Raw genomic sequence first — 19,161 nt, 5'->3', positions numbered from 1 at the left:
ATTAAATAATAAAACGATATGAAGATTTTAGTATTGAACTGTGGTAGTTCATCTATTAAATACAAATTGTTCGACATGACCACCAAAGAGGTAATTGCTCAAGGTGGTATTGAAAAAATCGGTCTGAAGGGTTCATTCCTGAAATTGACTTTGCCGAATGGTGAAAAGAAAATCCTGGAAAAAGATATTCCGGAGCATACAGTGGGTGTGGAGTTTATCCTGAATACATTGATTAGCCCTGAATATGGAGCTATCAAGTCATTGGATGAAATCAATGCCGTAGGTCATCGTATGGTACACGGAGGAGAACGTTTCAGCGAATCTGTATTGCTGAATAAAGAGGTATTGGAAGCATTTACTGCTTGTAACGACTTGGCTCCACTTCACAATCCTGCCAACTTGAAAGGAGTAAACGCAGTTTCCGCTATTCTTCCTAATATTCCGCAGGTAGGCGTATTTGACACAGCTTTCCACCAGACTATGCCGGATTATGCTTACATGTATGCTATCCCTTACGAATTGTACGAGAAATATGGTGTACGTCGTTATGGCTTTCACGGAACTTCTCACCGTTATGTATCAAAACGTGTGTGTGAATTTCTGGGTGTGAATCCGGAAGGAAAGAAAATTATCACTTGCCACATCGGTAATGGCGGCTCTATTGCTGCTATCAAAGACGGTAAATGTATTGATACTACAATGGGACTGACTCCATTGGAAGGTTTGATGATGGGAACTCGTAGTGGTGATATTGACGCCGGTGCAGTGACATTTATCATGGAAAAGGAAGGCTTGAATACAACAGGAGTTTCTAATTTGCTGAATAAGAAGAGCGGTGTATTGGGTATTTCCGGAGTATCAAGCGATATGCGTGAATTATTGGCTGCTTGTGCTGCCGGTAATGAAAAAGCAATTCTGGCTGAGAAGATGTACTATTATCGTATCAAGAAATACATTGGTGCTTATGCTGCTGCATTAGGTGGTGTGGATATCATCTTGTTTACAGGTGGTGTAGGTGAGAACCAGATGGAATGTCGTCGTGAAGTTTGTAAAGACATGGAATTCATGGGTATCGAACTTGATAATGACGTGAATGCTAAGGTTCGCGGTGAGGAAGCAGTCATTTCTACTCCTGCTTCTAAGGTAAAAGTGGTAGTGATTCCGACAGATGAAGAATTGCTGATTGCTTCGGATACAATGGATATTCTGAATAAGTAATAAACATACTTTTGTATATATGATAAGGCGGCTCTATAAAAGTGTCGCCTTTTTTAATGAATAGAAATTTATCATTCCTGTATCAGTCTCATTTTTTTTCCTTTACTTTGCATATCAAACAGTTATATCCAGTATTTTACTATGCGTTACTCTGTCATAATCCCCGTTTACAATCGTCCCGATGAAGTGGATGAACTATTACAAAGTCTCACGGCACAGTACTTTAAAGATTTTGAAGTTGTTGTAGTGGAAGACGGTTCTTCCATTCCCTGCAAAGAAGTAACAGACCGCTATATTGACCGGTTGAATATCAAATATTTCTCTAAGCCAAATTCAGGACCAGGGCAAACACGTAACTACGGAGCGGAACGCAGCGAGGGTGAATACCTTATTATACTGGATTCTGATGTGATTCTCCCCGAGAGATATTTCGATGCCATCGAGGCGGAACTTCTCGCTTCTCCTGCCGATGCTTTCGGAGGTCCCGACCGCGCACACGATTCCTTTACGGATATCCAGAAAGCGATTAATTATTCCATGACTTCTTTTTTCACAACGGGAGGTATTCGTGGCGGAAAAAAGAAAATGGATAAATTCTATCCCCGTAGTTTCAATATGGGGGTACGTCGGACGGTGTATGAAACCTTGGGAGGATTCTCGAAGATGCGTTTCGGCGAGGATATTGATTTCAGCATCCGTATTTTTAAAGGTGGTTATACCTGTCGGCTTTTTCCGGATGCCTGGGTATATCACAAGCGCCGGACAGACTTGAAGAAATTCTTCAAACAAGTGCACAACTCCGGTATTGCCCGTATCAATCTTTACAAGAAGTACCCTGATTCGTTGAAACTGGTGCATCTGCTTCCGGCGGTCTTTACATTAGGAGTAGCTGTTTTATTATTGGGGACACCGTTTTGTCTGTTTAGTTTCACGCCTATTCTTCTTTATGCACTGTTGGTCTGTATAGACTCGACGATTCAAAATAAGAGTTTAAGTATCGGAATATATTCCATTGCTGCCGCATTTATTCAGCTTATAGGCTATGGTACAGGTTTCTGGCGTGCATGGTGGCAACGTTGCATCAGAGGAAAAGATGAGTTTGAAGCATTTCAAAAGAACTTTTATAAGTAAACTCGTATGATTCTGAATTGTGTCTTCACGGTTATGAACTAGGATACTTATATGACTATAAATTAATACGGCAAAACCAATAGTTTCATGCATTGGAACCTTTGGTTTCGCGGTAGAGAAACTATAGTTTCACCGGTGGGAAACTTTAGTTTCATCATGGAGAAACTTTAGTTTCAGACGCTTGAAACTAAAGTTCCCAAGGCTTGAAACTTTCAGTTTCCTATAGGGAAATACCACCGGTATTTTATTTTCTTTTCTATATCCCCTGCCATTAAATAAAATAAGTCTACCTTTACACTTTCAAAACATAGAAAATGGAAAACAAACACAAGTTATCTATCAACCAATGGGCACCGGAGGATCGTCCGCGGGAGAAAATGATAGAGAAGGGAGCAGCCGCATTGAGTGACGCCGAACTACTCGCTATATTAATAGGCTCCGGGAATACGGAAGAAAGCGCTGTCGAACTGATGCGACGCCTGCTTTTGTCCTGTGATAATAACCTGAATGCTTTGGCGAAGTGGGAAGTGTGCGACTATTCCCGTTTTAAAGGAATGGGACCGGCAAAGAGCATTACGGTTATGGCCGCCCTTGAATTAGGCAAGCGGCGGAAATTGCAAAACATCAGAGAGAGACTTCGGATCACCTGCTCAAAAGATATCTACGAGATTTTTCAACCACTAATGTGCGACCTGGCGCAAGAAGAGTTCTGGGTACTGTTGTTGAATCAGGCAACGAAACTGATTGATAAGATACGTATCAGTTCCGGCGGTATAGACGGTACTTATGCCGATGTGCGTTCCATTCTTCGGGAAGCATTGATGCAAAGGGCTACACAAATAGCTGTGGTGCACAATCACCCTTCCGGAAATATTCAGCCTAGCCAGCCTGACAGGACATTGACGGAACATATCCGTAAAGCGGCGGATACGATGAATATTCGCCTGATAGACCATGTCATAGTCTGTGAGGACGGCTTTTACAGCTTTGCAGATGAAGGGCTGCTCTGAAACGATTGATGAATATTTCCCGCAACAATTTAGTCTCTCGGTATGTTTTTTAGTTAGGTACGCATTCCGTGTCTAATTTTTTATCTCTATCTTTGCAATACATAAATAAGAACGTATGGAAAAGTTTGAAATAGAAGAAAAGATTGTAGCCATGCTAAAAACTGTGTACGATCCGGAAATCCCGGTGAATGTATACGATCTTGGGCTGATCTATAAGATAGATGTCTCTGATAATGGGGAAGTGGTGCTGGATATGACACTGACAGCACCGAACTGTCCGGCCGCTGATTTTATCATGGAAGATATTCGCCAGAAGATAGAATCTGTGGAAGGAGTGAACTCGGCTACCATTAATCTGGTGTTTGAACCGGAATGGGATAAGGATATGATGAGTGAGGAGGCTAAACTGGAACTGGGTTTTTTATGAAGAATGTCTATTTCCTTTCCGATGCACATCTTGGTTCCCGTGCTATTGAACATGGGCGTACACAGGAACGGCGTTTGGTGAATTTTCTTGATAGTATAAAGCACAAGGCAGCTGCCGTTTATCTGCTGGGAGATATGTTCGACTTCTGGTATGAATTCCGGTTGGTCGTACCTAAGGGTTACACCCGTTTCCTGGGGAAAATTTCCGAGCTGACGGATATGGGAGTAGAAGTACATTTTTTTACCGGTAACCATGATATTTGGTGCGGAGATTATCTTACCAAAGAGTGTGGTGTCATTATGCACCGTGAACCATTGACTACTGAGATCTATGGAAAAGAGTTCTATCTTGCTCATGGTGACGGACTTGGTGACCCGGATAAAAAGTTCAAATTACTTCGTTCCATGTTTCACAGCAAAACATTGCAGACCCTATTTTCCGCCCTTCATCCTCGTTGGAGTGTGGAATTGGGATTGACATGGGCAAAACACAGCCGACAGAAACGGGCTGATGGAAAGGAACCGGATTATATGGGAGAAAACCAGGAACATCTGGTACTATATACGAAGGAGTATCTGAAAAGTCATCCTAATATCAACTTCTTTATTTATGGTCATCGTCACATTGAACTGGATCTGATGTTGAGTACCACTTCACGCGTGTTGATTCTTGGGGACTGGATTAATTATTTTTCATATGCAGTATTCGACGGCGAAAACCTTTTCCTTGAAGATTATATAGAAGGAGAGACACAAGCTTAGAAATAAATAATAAGTATTAAGCATTAATTCTATGCAGTTATAGCGCAAACTAATACTTAATACTTATTATTTAATATCTTATTTGTACCCTGCCGCTTTAGCAATTCTTTTGGGAATCTCCGTATTGTCTATTTTTTCACTGAACAAGTGAGAACCTGCCCCGATAGCGAATACAGGAACAAAACCTGCTGAATGGCCGCCGCTTACCCAGCCTACCATGGAGATTTCGTCCATTACTTCTTTGGCACATGCAGCCATTGGTTCACTTTTGGAATACATACTTTCAGCAAATACTACTTTGTTTTTGATGAATGACTTCTCAAATTCGTCGCGTAACTTCTTTTCTTGCTCCCAAGAAATAGGGAATTGTTTCCAAAAGCCCATTTCTTCACCAAGGAATGTTTTCATATCTTCCCAAGTCACTTTGTTTCCTTTGGATTTTCTTAGTTCGCTGATACGTTTGGAAAGGCCGTCAGCAGAATGTTTCTGATGTTGAAGTGCTTTCAGGTTCAATGCATATTTGCCTGTACCTAATACGATACCACCGGTTTCGTGATCGGCTGTTACTACGATAAGAGTTTCTTTCGGGTGTTTCTTGTAGAATTCATACGCTACTTTGATCGCATTATCCATGTCTTTTACTTCATTGAATACAGTAGCTGCGTCATTTGCATGGCAAGCCCAGTCGATTTTTCCGCCTTCTACCATTAAGAAAAAGCCTTTATTTTTACCTTTAGTCAGAAAGTCAATAGCACTTTCGGTGATTTGGGCAAGAGTCAGATCATTGTCTTTACGGTCGATAGCATAAGGCAAACAGGAAGGATTTGCTCCTTCTTCCTGTATCAATATCATCTTTTCGGCATTCTGGGATTTTGCTTTGTAATCATTGTAACCGCGTGCTACGGTGTAACCGGCTTCTTCGAAAATAGGGAAGATGCTCGGAGCCTTTTTGTTGTCGAACGTAGTGGTTGGCTTTAGAAAACCACCGCCTGCGTAGAAATCGAAATTAGCTTTTGGCAGGTCTAGAGCGATTTCGTAATACATATTACGATCCGGTTGATGAGCATAAAATGCAGCAGGAGTGGCATGGTCTACACTGACCGAAGTGGTGACACCTACTTTCTTACCGGCTTTCTTAGCCTTCTCGGCTACTGTTTGTATGGCATTTTTCTCTTCATTCACGGAAATTGCATGGTTGTAGGTTTTCTTTCCGGTGGCGAGTGCTGTACCTGCGGCGGCAGAGTCGGTAACAGAATTTGTAGCGGAAAAAGTAGTGGCCATAGTAGCTACCGGAAATTGTGTAAACAGTAGTGGCTCAACACCGATACGCCCGTTTTGCAATTCGGCTTGGAACATCTCTGTGCCATTGACTTGGTTGACTCCCATTCCATCTCCGATGAAATAGAATACGTACTTTGCCTGACCGTTTGCAACGACGGAGATGAGGACAAAGAATAACGTGTAGATTAACTTTTTCATTCTTTTATATTTTTGTATAGAGTTAGTGTGGCACAAAGTTAATAAAAAACGGTGGAGATGCCGTAGCAAATCCACCGTTTCTTTATGTCATTTATATAACAATTATGCTTTCACACGTCCTACGTAGGAACCGTCGCGTGTATCAATTTCAATTGTTTCGCCTTCGTTGATGAATAACGGAACGCGTACTGTTGCACCAGATTCTACCGTTGCCGGTTTCAGTGTGTTGGTAGCTGTATCACCTTTCAGGCCCGGTTCTGTATATGTGATTTTCATCTGAACTTTGATAGGCATGTCTGCATAGAGTACAGTTTCTGTAGAAGCATCGGAGACAACGTCCAAAGTCATGCCTTCGAGCAAGAAGTCAACGCCGTTAATCAAATCGTGAGCGATAGGATGCTGGTCGAAAGTTTCCTGATTCATGAAGATATAATCATCTCCTTCTTTATACAAAAACTGATATGGACGACGTTCTACACGTACATCTTCCAGCTTTTCGCCGATGTTGAAACGACGTTCAAGAACGTATCCGCTAACTACATCTTTGAGTTTTGTACGCATGAAAGTATTACCTTTACCAGGTTTTACATGTAGGAATTCGATACAGAAATAGAGCTTTCCGTCCATACGGATACAAGTTCCGTTTTTGATGTCTTGAGCAAAAACACAAAAACTTTTGAGCAAAAATGAGTTATCTCTTGGTTAATTTAAAAAAAGTGCCTATTTTTGCAGCCCGATTACGTAGAATAATAACATAAAAAACAAGATACAGTAATGAAAAGAACATTTCAACCCTCTAACAGAAAGAGAAAAAACAAACACGGTTTCCGTGAGAGAATGGCATCGGCTAATGGTCGTAGAGTATTAGCTGCTCGCCGTGCAAAAGGCAGAAAGAAACTGACTGTTTCTGATGAGTACAATGGACAGAAGTGGTAATCACTAGTCATCAGAAGAAACAAAAAGGCGAAGAATAACTCTTCGCCTTTTTGTTTCTTCTGATTTTTAATTTGCTAATAGAATGTTAAAACATTCAGCTGTTTATTCTTGTTTGTTGCTTTTTTGCTTTTCTTTGTGATATGAATCAGTATTTGTAGACAAGCTGTGTATAATATGGGAATATATTCGGGAAATGAACCCCCCGGATGAAAATAATAAGGTTGTTGAAATCTATAGGAGTGGGGATTATAGTTGCAACAATTCCGGCAATGATAAGTGTCCTAACATCATGAGGTAGGACATTTTTCATTGCCTACTATTCAAAAATTCAACTATTTTGTCGTATCTTTGGCGCATATTAACAGCAAAGCGTATGACTATTAAAGAATTCTTTTCTTTTAAAACAAATAAATTTTTCTGGCTGAATATTGTTGCCATGATTGTGGTAGTGGTAGTAATGATATTCGGTGTGCTGAAATGGATGGATGTGTACACCCATCATGGAGAAACTGTGGTTGTGCCTGATGTGAAAGGTATGACTACGGAAGAGGCTGCAAAGATGTTCCGCAATCGTGGATTGGTGGCGGTGATCTCGGATACTAAGTATGTTAAGGATAAAGCGGCAGGAATTATTCTTGAACTGAAGCCGGGGGCCGGTGAGAAAGTTAAAGAAGGACGTACGGTCTATCTGACGGTTAATACCTTGGATGTGCCGTTGCGTGTGATTCCGGATGTTGCTGATAACAGTTCGCTTCGCCAAGCACAGGCTAAGTTGCTGAGTGCCGGGTTTAAATTGAACGAAGTACAGTTGGTCAATGGAGAGAAAGACTGGGTGTATGGTGTGAAATTTCAGGGACGCCAATTAACGGCAGGGGAGAAAATCCCTATGGGAGCCTCCTTGACATTAATGGTAGGAGATGGAGCCGGTGATACAGTGGAAGAAGATTCTATTGATATCGATCTAGACACGGAAGAGCCGGTGGCGTCAGAATCATCATCCACACAAGATGATAGTTGGTTTTAATTGATAAACAACAGAAACAGACTCGCATGATAGAGGAAGAACTTCCTGATGAATTGGAAAATGACTTGGATGATATAGAACCTGTCGGTGACGAATCGCAACTCTACGAACACTTCCGTGTAGTGGTAGATAAGGGGCAGGCGATGGTCAGAGTCGACAAATATCTATTCGAACGTATTGTCAACGCTTCGCGTAACCGCATTCAGAAGGCTGCCGAAGACGGATTCGTTATGGCTAACGGCAAGCCGGTGAAGAGTAGCTATAAGGTGAAGCCGTTGGATGTCATTACTGTGGTAATGGATCGTCCGCGTTATGAAAATGAAATTATTCCTGAAGATATTCCTCTTAATATCGTATATGAAGATAAGTATGTAATGGTTGTGAATAAGCCTGCAGGGCTGGTAGTACATCCGGGACACGGAAACTATCACGGCACTTTGGTGAATGCACTGGCCTGGCACATGAAAGATGTGCCTGATTATGATGCTAATGACCCTCACGTCGGGCTTGTTCATCGGATTGATAAAGATACTTCCGGGTTGCTGGTGATTGCCAAAACACCGGATGCTAAAACAAATCTGGGATTGCAGTTCTTTAATAAGACAACCAAACGCAAGTACCGTGCTTTGGTGTGGGGAACTGTGGAACAGGATGAAGGAACGATTGTCGGTAACATTGCCCGTAATCCGAAGGACCGGATGCAAATGGCGGTGATGTCCGACCCGGCAGTAGGAAAACATGCCGTAACTCATTATCGGGTATTGGAACGGTTGGGATATGTCACTTTGGTGGAGTGCATACTTGAAACCGGACGTACTCATCAGATTCGTGTTCACATGAAACATATCGGGCACGTACTGTTTAACGACGAGCGTTATGGTGGTCATGAGATATTGAAAGGTACTCATTTTAGTAAGTACAAACAGTTTGTAAATAATTGCTTTGACACTTGTCCCCGACAGGCTTTGCATGCTATGACGTTGGGCTTTGTGCATCCCGTCACTGGTGAGGAGATGTATTTTACTTCCGAACTTCCGGATGACATGGCCCGGCTTATCGAGAAGTGGAGAGGCTATATAAGTAACAGAGAATTAGAATGAAACGCAACATTGCTATCGTAGCAGGAGGGGATACCTCTGAAATCGTAGTTTCCCTGCGTAGTGCACAGGGTATTTACTCCTTTATTGACAAGGAAAAGTATAATTTGTACATCGTAGAGATGGAGGGCCGTCGCTGGGAGGTACAATTACCGGACGGAAATAAAGTACCGGTAGACAGAAATGACTTTAGTTTTATGAACGGAACGGAAAAGGTTGTGTTCGATTTTGCTTATATCACCATTCACGGTACGCCGGGTGAGGATGGACGTTTGCAAGGTTACTTCGATATGATGCGTATTCCGTATTCTTGTTGTGGAGTGTTGGCAGCTGCCATTACCTATGATAAGTTCGCTTGCAATCAATATCTGAAAGCCTTTGGAGTGCGTATTGCCGAATCATTGTTATTGCGTCAGGGACAATCGGTGTCCGACGAGGATGTCTTGGAAAAGATTGGTTTGCCTTGCTTTATCAAACCAAGTCTGGGTGGCTCCAGTTTTGGAGTTACGAAGGTGAAGACGAAAGAACAAATCCAACCGGCTATTGTTAAAGCTTTCGGTGAGGCGGAAGAAGTGCTTGTGGAAGCTTTTATGGAAGGTACGGAATTGACTTGCGGTTGTTATAAAACCAAGGAAAAGTCAGTAGTTTTTCCGCCTACGGAAGTAGTGACTCATAATGAGTTTTTCGATTATGATGCTAAATATAATGGGCAGGTAGACGAGATAACTCCTGCACGCATTTCGGACGAATTGACCGACCGGGTGCAGATGTTGACTTCAGCTATCTATGATATATTGGGTTGTTCCGGCATTATCCGTGTGGATTATATTGTTACAGCCGGTGAAAAGATTAATCTTCTTGAAGTGAATACCACTCCGGGAATGACTGCGACAAGTTTTATTCCCCAGCAAGTACGTGCTGCCGGTCTGGAGATAAAGGATGTGATGACTGATATTATCGAAAATAAATTTTAATTACCGTTATGGATCTGACAGAGTTTAATCTTCCTCAAATCTTTGAGGAACTGATTGCCGATCCGGCTTTTCGGAAAGCTGCTACCGGAGCTATACCGAACGTTCCATTTGAACTTCTGGCGCAGAAAATGCGTACGTGTAAGACGAAACTTGATTTCCAGAAAGCATTCTGTTATGGTATTTTGTGGAAGATAGCAGAAGAACATACAAATGGGCTGACATTAGATCACAATGCTTTGCCGAATAAGAAGAAAGCCTATACATATATTTCAAATCACAGGGATATTATCTTGGATTCAGGCTTCCTTTCTATTCTGTTGGTCGATCAGGGAATGGATACGGTAGAGATTGCTATTGGTGATAACTTACTTATTTATCCTTGGATAAAGAAGCTGGTGCGTGTCAACAAGTCTTTTATTGTTCAGCGGGCGCTTACGATGCGCCAGATGTTGGAGGCTTCGACGCGGATGTCCCGATATATGCATTATACCATTGCAGAGAAAAATCAATCTATTTGGATTGCACAGCGTGAAGGACGGGCGAAGGATTCTAATGACCGCACGCAAGATAGTGTCCTGAAAATGCTGGCAATGGGAGGTGAAGGAGATTTGATAGATCGCTTGAAGGAAATGAATATTGCTCCGCTTGCCATTTCATACGAATATGATCCTTGCGACTTCCTGAAAGCACGTGAATTTCAGTTGAAAAGGGATATAGAAGGATATAAAAAAACAACACAAGACGACTTGATTAATATGCAAACCGGGCTTTTCGGATATAAAGGTAAGGTGCATTTTCAAGTTGCTTCTTGCATAAATGATGAACTGGAACAAATAGACCGCTCGTTACCGAAACCGGAATTGTTTGCTGCTATTTCTGCTTGTATTGATCAGAGAATTTATCGTAATTACCGGATGTATCCGGGAAATTACGTTGCTTATGACTGGTTGAATGGGACGACAGAGTTTACCGGGATTTATTCGCAGGAGGAGAAACAGCAGTTTGTAGGCTATATTGAGCAACAATTGGGTAAAATAGAGATTCCTAATAAGGATGAAGCTTTTCTGCGTGAGAAGTTGTTATTAATGTATGCCAATCCATTAATAAACCATTTAGCTGCGTGTCGATGAGAATAAGAAAGTTACATATAGTCTGGTTTTGGGGATTACTTTTGCTGATGTCCGCTTGTGGGGAGGATGATTATTATTATCCGTCGGTTAAATTGGAATTTGTAACAGTGAAGGCTGGAACGGATGGTAGTATACAGACGTTGATACCTGATAATGGGGAAGCGTTGACTGTATCTAAAGATCGTACGGGTTCTGCTATTTCGCCAAATACTTCCAGGCGTGTAATGAGTAATTATGAAACGCTTTCGAACGGGCACACGGCTACAGCTGTGATTTATTCTTTGCAATCTCTTGTTACGCCGACACCTAAACCGGCAGATGATCCAACTTATAAAGACGGGTTAAAGCATGATCCGGTAGATGTTGTCAGTATCTGGTTGGGAAGAGGTTATCTGAATATGATTCTGAATCTCAAGGTTAATGGTGGTAAACAGCATGTTTTCGGCATAGTGGAAGATTTGTCCGAATTTGAAACAAATGGTACTGTAAATATGTTATTGTACCATGATGCGAATGGTGATGAGGAGTACTATAATCGTCGTGCTTATCTCTCTGTTCCTTTGGATAAATATGCGGATGCAGAGAATCCCGGTCAAAAGATAACGATTAAGTTCAAATATTATACGTATGATAAGGACGGCACTGCAATAGAATCTGGTAAGTACTGTAACCCCGGATTTGAATATGTTCCGGATAAGAATTGAATAATAGAGTATGATGTTTAAAATGAATCAACTAGCTGTGGGATTATTTTTATTTCTCTCTTCTCTTTTCTCTTGTCAGCAGAAAGGAGATTTCAAGTCTATGAACGTGGATGATTTTGATAACCTCATTCAGAATGAGGATATACAGCGTTTGGATGTCCGTACTTTGGCAGAGTATTCGGAAGGACATATTGCAAAGACAATCAATATCAATGTAATGGATGATTCTTTTGCTTCAATGGCAGATTCGCTGTTGCAAAAAGATAAACCGGTAGCTGTGTATTGCCGTAGCGGCAAGCGGAGCAAAAAGGCTGCGAATATTCTGAGTGAGAAAGGGTATAAGGTCTTTGAACTTGATAAGGGATTCAATTCTTGGCAGGAGGCAGGCAAGGAGATTGAGCATTAGTCGATGTGGTGAAAAATATAGGTTTTAGACATGGATTAATTGGTTTGACGGTGTGGCGGTGATATTAATAGAGAATTGTCTATTCGTTTAGTCCATGTCTAAAAATAAAAAGTTGATCACTCTTTCTCAGCTTTAAGCTCTATTCCTATTACAAAATAATGGGGTATGTCTTTAAGGATTTCTGCTTTCATTTCCGGATCAATTTCTCTTTCTCCACAAAATCGGATGATGTCATGTTGCTTGTCCAGCCAAGCGGAACCATATAAAATTAAAGGAATTTTCAAATGGTCTGTGTCTTGTATAGGCTGAAATTTAAATAGGCGCGGGTAATAAATATAAGAGTGGTATTTTTCTATTGCCTGTAATTTTAATGGTGCACCACCTTTCATCGTTCCCGGTACATTAATAGTGCAAACTGAAGTCGAATCATTGGACTTTCTAAGATATATTGACATCTCTTTGATATTCTCCCATTCGTTCTTGCCTTCCGGAATATGTTTTATTTCCCGGAAAGCTTGACGATGTTCTTCTGGTACTGCATTTAAAGACTGAATGTTTTTCCCGAGTCTGATATTATGCACTTGTTTGGGGGATTTTCCATTTTCATACTCATCCATGTAGACAGTGACCGTATATACTTTGTTCAGAAACTCTTTTAATTCAAAACGGAACATGTGAATGTCCATAGCTTCCAGTACATTATAGATATCTTCTAATTGTGGTTCTGACTGTATTACTTGAGGCTTTTTTTCTTGGGCATTTGCTATGCCTGCAACAACGCACAGGCATAGCAATATGATTATTAGTTTACTTTTGAACATGATGTTATAGACTTTCAAGTAATTTCTTTAAGACGACTGTCGCTGAGATCTCACGGTTAGCAGCTTCCGGAATAACGATAGATTGCGGGCTTTCGATAACGTCATCCGTCACAATCATGTTTCTGCGTACAGGAAGACAGTGCATGAAGAAAGCGTTATTAGTCACTTCCATTTGTCGGTCGCTGACAGTCCATTCTCGGTCTTTACTCAATATCTGTCCGTAATTGTCGCCTGCATAGGCTGCCCAGTTCTTGGCATATATAAAGTCGGCTCCTTCGAAAGCCTTCATTTGGTCGTATTCCACCTTGGCATTTCCTACAAATTGTGGAGCCAGTTCATAGCCTTCGGGATGAGTAATGACGAAATCATAGTCGGTGGCGTTCATCCATTCGGCAAATGAGTTGGGAACAGCCTGTGGTAATGGACGCGGATGCGGAGCCCAAGTCATAACCACTTTCGGGCGTACAGTTTTTTTGTATTCTTCGATGGTGATCAAGTCTGCGAAACTTTGCAACGGATGGCGGGTTGCTGCTTCCATAGAGAATACGGGGCGTCCCGAATACTGGATAAATTGATTCAGAATCGTTTCCTGATAATCGAAATCACGATTCTCGAAGCGTGCAAAAGAGCGTACTCCGATTATATCGCAGTAACATCCCATGACGGGGATGGCTTCCAGTAAATGTTCGGGTTTGTCGCCGTCCATGATAACACCGCGTTCTGTTTCCAGTTTCCATGCACCCTGGTTGATGTCCAACACCATTACGTTCATTCCCAGATTTAAAGCGGCCTTCTGTGTGCTGAGGCGTGTACGTAGACTGGAATTGAAGAAGATCATCATTAATGTCTTGTTACGTCCTAATTCTACATACTTGAAGCGGTCTTTTTTGATTTCAAATGCTTCTGCAAGGGCTGATTTTAAATCGCCGATGTCCTGTACACAAGTAAATTTCTTCATGTTTTCTATAATTAATTCGTTATTATACGATTTATCTTTCAACTGTTTGCTATTCACAGTTTATAGTTCACTATTACATACATATTACCATCTTGTCTGTCCATTTCCTTCAATGACCCATTTATATGAGGTCATTTCTTCCAATCCCATGGGACCACGTGCATGCAATTTCTGGGTACTGATACCTATTTCTGCTCCCAAACCGAATTGGGCTCCATCGGTGAAGGCCGTAGAGACATTAGTATATATACAAGCAGCATCTACTATTTTAGTAAACAACGCTGCACGTTCCTTGTTCTCTGTGACGATGCATTCGCTGTGTCTGGAACTGTTTTCTTGGATATGCCTCAAAGCATCTTCAAAACTCTTCACTGTTTTAACCGCCATTTTATAGTCCAAGAACTCTGTGCCGAAACTTTCTTTCGTTGCAGGTTGCAGAAGTTCGGCAGGATAATGGCCGTCTAATGCCTGATAGGCTCGCGGATCGGCATATATAATCACATTGCTGTCTTTTAACTTTTCGCAAAGCAAAGGAAGCTTATCCAGTCTTTTTTCATGTACGATAGTACAGTCCAATGCATTACATACACTGACTCTGCGTGTTTTGGCATTATAAATAATATCTGCCCCTTTACTTACATCTCCAAACTCATCAAAGTAAGTGTGGCAAATACCGGCCCCTGTTTCAATGACCGGGATTTTTGCATTGTTGCGTACAAAATTGATAAGGTTACTACTTCCTCTGGGGATAACCAGATCGATATAACCTACTGCATTTAGTAATGCTGTTGTAGCTTCTCTATCGACTGGGAGTAGCTCGACAATATGTGGATTGATATTGAATTCTTTTAGTACTTCGTGAATAACACAGATAATGGCCCGGTTGGAATAATCGGCGTCGCTTCCTCCTTTCAATACACAGGCATTTCCGCTTTTCAGGCAAAGGGAGAATACATCGAAACTCACATTAGGTCGTGCTTCGTAGATGATTCCTATTGCTCCGAAAGGCACGCTGATTTTGGTCAGTTTCATTCCGTTGGGGCGTATGGTCTCTTTCAACACCCTTCCTAAGGGAGAGGGAAGCGTTGCAACATTACGTGTATCTGTGGCAATGTCTTTCAAACGCTCCTCTGTCAGTTTCAACCGGTCATACTTTGGATCATTCTTATCCATTCGTGCGAGGTCTTTTTCATTTTCTGCCAGAATAAACGGTGTCTCTGCAATAGCTGCATCAGCTACTGCATTTAGTATCTGATTGATTATTGTGTCATCCAGGATTGCCAATTCACGGCTAGCTGCTTGTACGGCAGCGAAGGTTTCGTTTAAGTTAGTAACCATACACTTTTTTTTCTTTCGATTAATTATTCAATGTATAGATAGTCGTAATGTACTACCGCTTTTTTACCATGTTTTCCTATAGCTTCCTTTGCTTGTTTAGCATCACAATTTACTTTCCCTATTCCTACCTGATTTCCCTGAAAATCCATGATACGCACAATATCGTCTTTTTCAAATTCTCCTTCAATACGTGTAATACCGATCGGAAGAATACTGACTGCATTTTCAGAATTTAGTATTTCGGTAGCACACTTATTAATGTGAATTTCACCTTTTGCGAATCCCTCACTGTGGGCAATCCATTTTTTTACGCTGGATACCGGTTCGTTGGAAGGAATGAATCGTGTGCAGAGAGTTTCATCCGGATGTTGAAGCAGGTCGACCAGGATATTATCTCGTTTCCCATTGGCGATAATTACCGTAATCCCTTCATCTGCTACTTTGCGGGCTATATTGGTCTTTGTCAACATCCCCCCTCGGCCGAAACTGGACTTGGAAGCTTGGATATAGTTGGATAGATCTTTTCCATGCTCAATCTCACGAATGACGGAAGAATCCGGATTTGAAGGAGAACCATTATAAATTCCGTTTATATTGCTGAGGATAATCAATGCTTGTACATTCATCATCGAGGCAATGAGTCCGGATAGTTCATCATTATCGGTGAACATCAGTTCACTGACAGAAATCGTATCGTTTTCATTTACAATCGGAATTACTCCATTTGCAAGCATCACTGTCATACAGTTTTTCTGATTGAGATAATGGCGGCGTGTGCCAAAACTTTCTTTTGTAGTCAATACCTGGCCGACAGGAATATTATGTTCGCGGAAAAGCTCATAATAACGATTGATTAACTTTGCCTGTCCTACTGCAGAAAACAATTGGCGTTGGTCTACACTGTCGAGTTTTTTTTGTGGGGATACTTCACTACGTCCTGACGCTACCGCTCCTGACGAAATGAGAATAATCTCCACTCCCGATTTATGCAATTCTGCTATCTGATCAACAAGCGCTGACATACGAGTAACGTCCAGCGTCCCATCTCGGCGTGTTAATACATTGCTACCGACCTTTACTGCAACCCGTGTAAATACCTGTTTCATTTTTGCTAATTTACTGACGATTTGAAAGTACAAATATAGAACTTTTTATCGATATGTTACCAAAACGGGCTGAAAAGAATTATCTTAGCATCCTGATAGAGAAAAAGTAAATAATGAAATATACGAATCTACAAGTAGAACAGATGACTTCCTTCATCATATTTGAAAGTGCACACATCAATATTACTCCCTGTGTCAATTTGGGTACGGGAGGTGAAAAATATGCATACGGTCCTCCTAGGCCAATTCACTGAAGAATATCAGAGAAGGCCTGAAGTGTATTAGTCGTTATCTTTTTCAGCTCGACTTCTGATTAGTTCGGTGGCGGATTCGTATTCGTCTTCAGTGACAAGGACAGAGACTGCCGGAGCAATATAGGGTGCCAATGTACCCATAATTCCATCTTTGATAACGCAGCGAATGTCATTGCTTTCTAATAATCCCTTGATGATTTCTGCCTCCCACGGAGAGCCGGAGAATACTTCTATCGACTTGCTGTAATCTTCTTCTTTCATGATCTTATGGTATTAAGGGTTGTTGTTTACAAATATAACAAGAAATGGCAATAAATAGTTATTCTTTTCCAGAATTTTATTCGAGCGTGATTCGTTTTACATTAATCTGTTGGTTTAGGAAAGTCGAGGCTGACTCGATGAACTTATCTTCCGCTTCTGTTGTATAAAACAAACAACTGTTATTTTTAGTACATTTAATATCCATTTCCGGGTGTCTGCACAAATAATCTTTTAAGCTTTCGGCGACATATTCACCTTGTGCGATCACGCGGATATTATCCGGAATATATTGCTGAATTTTCGGAAGTAGCAGAGGGTAATGTGTACAACCCAGAATCACAGTGTCAATCTGTGAGTCTTTCTGCAATAACTGATTTATATATTTCCGGATGAAATAATCTGCTCCTTCATTCTGTGCTTCATTATTTTCTACTAATGGTACCCACATCGGGCAGGCAACTCCCTTTACTTGAATATCGGGGTATAGTTTATGAACTTCCAGCGGGTAAGACTCTGATTTAATTGTACCTGCTGTCGCTAATATTCCGATATGTCGGCTTTGTGTTATATTCCCTATGCACTCTACCGTGGGACGGATTACTCCGAGTACACGACGTTCCGGATCTATCTTCGGTAGATTGTTCATCTGTATACTACGCAATGCTTTGGCAGAGGCTGTGTTGCAAGCTAATATAACAAGATGGCAGCCCAATTCAAATAACTTGTTGACTGCTTGTAGAGTGAATTCGTATACGATTTCAAAAGAACGTGTTCCGTAGGGTGTACGGGCATTATCTCCCAGATAAATATAGTCATATTCAGGTAATATCTCTCTTATCTTATTGAGAATAGTCAGTCCGCCGTATCCGGAGTCAAATACTCCGATCGGTCCGGGGGTATAGGGTAACTGTTGTTTCATAACGGATGAGAATTTATATACGCAAATGTACATGAAAAAAAGGGAAAGAGAAAGAAGTCTGTGCTTCTTTTCCCTTTCCCTTTTAGAATTTCTTACTCTTATTGCTTATTTAATACCGAGATTAGCTTTTACCTTGTTAGTCAGGTTGATGCTTAATGTCTCATTAACATAAGGTATTGGAGTTCTTGCAAGGTCGAAGATGTAAATTACTCCTTCAGCGGCACCAACTGCCTTGATAGCGTCATCTAATTTTTTGTAAATAGGAGCCATTGCATCATTTTGTGCCTTTGCCATTTGTTGCTGAGCATCTTGCTGGAACTGTTCTTGTCTTTGCATCATATCCTGCAACTCTTTCTGTCTTCTTTCAGCGATATTAGCCGGAAGAGAATCCTTAGCGATAGCTTGCTGGAATTCCTGATATTTCTTGTTGAATTCTTCTTGGGTTCTTTGAAGTTCAGCAGTAAGTTGTTTTTCTAAATTCTGAATGTCATTTTGAGCCTTTGTGAATTCCGGCATCACAGTGATAATTTCCTGTGCGTTAATATGACCGAATTTTAAGTTCTGTGCAAATACACCCATTGGGAGTGCAAGCAACATTACAAGTGCGATTTTTTTTAGCATAGTTCTATAATTTATTTGAATGATTTTTAGTTATTTCCAGTTGCAAATGTATGAAATTAATTTGAATATCCTAATCTTCTTAATATTTCATCGCTGATATCAATGCGCGGATTTGCAAAAATTATGCCTGCGGCAGAGGCTCTATCGACTACCATGTCGTATCCATGTTGTTGAGATACAGCCTTTACTGCTTCATAAATTTCATCTTGAATCGGAGTAATCAGCTTGTTTCTCATCTTTGCCAATTCACCCTCCGGACCAAAATAAGTACGTTTTAGTTCAGCGGCAGCCTTCTCTTTGGCTACGATTTCATCCTCTTTCTTTGTTTTTTGTGCAGCAGAAAGAGTTGACGATTTCGCTTGGTAGTCCTGAAACATTTTCTGTGCCTCTTTTGCCAAGACTTCTACTTCAGCCTGATATTTCTTCGTAGCTTCTTGCATTTGTTCATTAGCGCTTTGAGCAGCCGGAATATTCTTCATAATATATTCCGTATCGATCAATGCAAATTTCTGTGCGTTAGCTGCCATACTAATGGCAAACAGCAGAGTGATAAATAGAACAGACTTTCTCATGACGTTTAGTTTTT

The 19,161-nt window shown here is 41.1% G+C and carries 22 protein-coding genes; 12 read left to right on the top strand and 10 right to left on the bottom strand.

From position 1 onward, the window contains the following. The first annotated feature begins 18 nt into the window (after positions 1–18). The 5 genes from BHV72_RS15005 to BHV72_RS14985 all read left to right on the top strand — a co-directional run bounded on the left by BHV72_RS15005 (position 19) and on the right by BHV72_RS14985 (position 4,547). Positions 19–1,218, top strand: a complete 1,200-nt coding sequence (locus BHV72_RS15005; protein WP_005678976.1) for an acetate kinase — start codon at positions 19–21, stop codon at positions 1,216–1,218. A gap of 141 nt (positions 1,219–1,359) precedes the next feature. After that, positions 1,360–2,349 (top strand): glycosyltransferase family 2 protein, encoded by a 990-nt coding sequence (locus BHV72_RS15000; protein ID WP_005678977.1) that lies wholly within the window; start codon positions 1,360–1,362, stop codon positions 2,347–2,349. A 314-nt stretch (positions 2,350–2,663) separates the two neighbouring features. Continuing rightward, a complete protein-coding gene (gene radC, locus BHV72_RS14995) occupies positions 2,664–3,359 on the top strand; it encodes a RadC family protein (protein ID WP_022042776.1) in 696 nt (231 codons plus the stop codon). Positions 3,360–3,474: 115 nt separating this feature from the next. After that, positions 3,475–3,786, top strand: coding sequence for a metal-sulfur cluster assembly factor (locus tag BHV72_RS14990; protein WP_005678979.1), 312 nt, complete (start codon positions 3,475–3,477; stop codon positions 3,784–3,786). Further along, positions 3,783–4,547, top strand: a complete 765-nt coding sequence (locus tag BHV72_RS14985) for a UDP-2,3-diacylglucosamine diphosphatase (protein ID WP_005678980.1) — start codon at positions 3,783–3,785, stop codon at positions 4,545–4,547. The genes BHV72_RS14990 and BHV72_RS14985 overlap by 4 nt, the downstream gene beginning before the upstream one ends. 78 nt (positions 4,548–4,625) lie before the next feature. On the opposite strand, the gene BHV72_RS14980 is transcribed toward BHV72_RS14985, so the two are convergent. Both BHV72_RS14980 and efp read right to left on the bottom strand, forming a co-directional pair. After that, positions 4,626–6,026: an alkaline phosphatase gene (locus BHV72_RS14980; RefSeq protein WP_005682204.1), complete on the bottom strand. Its 1,401-nt coding sequence runs from the start codon at positions 6,024–6,026 to the stop codon at positions 4,626–4,628. A 102-nt stretch (positions 6,027–6,128) separates the two neighbouring features. After that, positions 6,129–6,710 carry an elongation factor P gene (gene efp / locus BHV72_RS14975; RefSeq protein ID WP_286856401.1) on the bottom strand — a complete coding sequence of 194 codons (582 nt, stop codon included), beginning with the start codon at positions 6,708–6,710 and terminating at the stop codon, positions 6,129–6,131. 90 nt (positions 6,711–6,800) lie between these two features. Between efp and rpmH the strand changes: the two genes are divergently transcribed. The 7 genes from rpmH (at position 6,801) to BHV72_RS14940 (ending at position 12,297) form a co-directional block, all read left to right on the top strand. Beyond that, the gene (gene rpmH / locus BHV72_RS14970; RefSeq protein WP_005678985.1) at positions 6,801–6,962 is read left to right on the top strand and encodes a 50S ribosomal protein L34; all 162 of its coding nucleotides are present in this window, start codon (positions 6,801–6,803) and stop codon (positions 6,960–6,962) included. Positions 6,963–7,335: 373 nt separating this feature from the next. Then, complete coding sequence (locus BHV72_RS14965; RefSeq protein ID WP_286856389.1) at positions 7,336–7,986, top strand: PASTA domain-containing protein; 651 nt, start codon at positions 7,336–7,338, stop codon at positions 7,984–7,986. Between the two features lie 26 nt (positions 7,987–8,012). Next, positions 8,013–9,086: an RluA family pseudouridine synthase gene (locus BHV72_RS14960; RefSeq protein WP_005678987.1), complete on the top strand. Its 1,074-nt coding sequence runs from the start codon at positions 8,013–8,015 to the stop codon at positions 9,084–9,086. After that, positions 9,083–10,057 carry a D-alanine--D-alanine ligase gene (locus tag BHV72_RS14955; RefSeq protein ID WP_005678989.1) on the top strand — a complete coding sequence of 325 codons (975 nt, stop codon included), beginning with the start codon at positions 9,083–9,085 and terminating at the stop codon, positions 10,055–10,057. The genes BHV72_RS14960 and BHV72_RS14955 overlap by 4 nt, the downstream gene beginning before the upstream one ends. Before the next feature lie 8 nt (positions 10,058–10,065). Next, complete coding sequence (locus BHV72_RS14950) at positions 10,066–11,187, top strand: 1-acyl-sn-glycerol-3-phosphate acyltransferase (RefSeq protein ID WP_286856388.1); 1,122 nt, start codon at positions 10,066–10,068, stop codon at positions 11,185–11,187. After that, entirely contained in the window at positions 11,184–11,891 is a 708-nt protein-coding gene (locus tag BHV72_RS14945) for a NigD1/NigD2 family lipoprotein (protein WP_005682202.1), read from the top strand. Before BHV72_RS14950 ends, BHV72_RS14945 begins: the two co-directional genes overlap by 4 nt. 13 nt (positions 11,892–11,904) lie before the next feature. Then, positions 11,905–12,297 (top strand): rhodanese-like domain-containing protein, encoded by a 393-nt coding sequence (locus BHV72_RS14940; RefSeq protein ID WP_081447324.1) that lies wholly within the window; start codon positions 11,905–11,907, stop codon positions 12,295–12,297. A 116-nt stretch (positions 12,298–12,413) separates the two neighbouring features. On the opposite strand, the gene BHV72_RS14935 is transcribed toward BHV72_RS14940, so the two are convergent. The 8 genes from BHV72_RS14935 to BHV72_RS14900 form a co-directional block, all read right to left on the bottom strand. Continuing rightward, a complete protein-coding gene (locus BHV72_RS14935; RefSeq protein ID WP_055170234.1) occupies positions 12,414–13,118 on the bottom strand; it encodes a DUF5041 domain-containing protein in 705 nt (234 codons plus the stop codon). Positions 13,119–13,122: 4 nt separating this feature from the next. Then, a complete protein-coding gene (locus BHV72_RS14930; RefSeq protein ID WP_005678996.1) occupies positions 13,123–14,076 on the bottom strand; it encodes a Rossmann-fold NAD(P)-binding domain-containing protein in 954 nt (317 codons plus the stop codon). An 84-nt stretch (positions 14,077–14,160) separates the two neighbouring features. Continuing rightward, the gene (locus BHV72_RS14925) at positions 14,161–15,414 is read right to left on the bottom strand and encodes a glutamate-5-semialdehyde dehydrogenase (protein ID WP_122295438.1); all 1,254 of its coding nucleotides are present in this window, start codon (positions 15,412–15,414) and stop codon (positions 14,161–14,163) included. A 23-nt stretch (positions 15,415–15,437) separates the two neighbouring features. Beyond that, positions 15,438–16,520: a glutamate 5-kinase gene (gene proB / locus BHV72_RS14920; RefSeq protein ID WP_122295437.1), complete on the bottom strand. Its 1,083-nt coding sequence runs from the start codon at positions 16,518–16,520 to the stop codon at positions 15,438–15,440. A 281-nt stretch (positions 16,521–16,801) separates the two neighbouring features. Further along, on the bottom strand, positions 16,802–17,035 hold the full coding sequence (locus BHV72_RS14915; protein WP_005679000.1) for a DUF2007-related protein: 234 nt from the start codon (positions 17,033–17,035) through the stop codon (positions 16,802–16,804). 76 nt (positions 17,036–17,111) lie between these two features. Next, positions 17,112–17,954, bottom strand: coding sequence for a glutamate racemase (gene murI, locus BHV72_RS14910; protein WP_022041689.1), 843 nt, complete (start codon positions 17,952–17,954; stop codon positions 17,112–17,114). Between the two features lie 105 nt (positions 17,955–18,059). Further along, on the bottom strand, positions 18,060–18,575 hold the full coding sequence (locus BHV72_RS14905; protein WP_005682196.1) for an OmpH/Skp family outer membrane protein: 516 nt from the start codon (positions 18,573–18,575) through the stop codon (positions 18,060–18,062). Between the two features lie 56 nt (positions 18,576–18,631). Continuing rightward, entirely contained in the window at positions 18,632–19,147 is a 516-nt protein-coding gene (locus BHV72_RS14900) for an OmpH/Skp family outer membrane protein (RefSeq protein WP_005679005.1), read from the bottom strand. Between the last annotated feature and the right edge of the window lie 14 nt (positions 19,148–19,161).

The organism is Bacteroides sp. 43_46 (assembly GCF_001915455.1).
Lineage (GTDB): Bacteria > Bacteroidota > Bacteroidia > Bacteroidales > Bacteroidaceae > Bacteroides > Bacteroides caccae.
The sequence above is the reverse complement of the archived record's forward strand: the minus strand, read 5'-3'. Positions and strand labels throughout refer to the sequence as shown.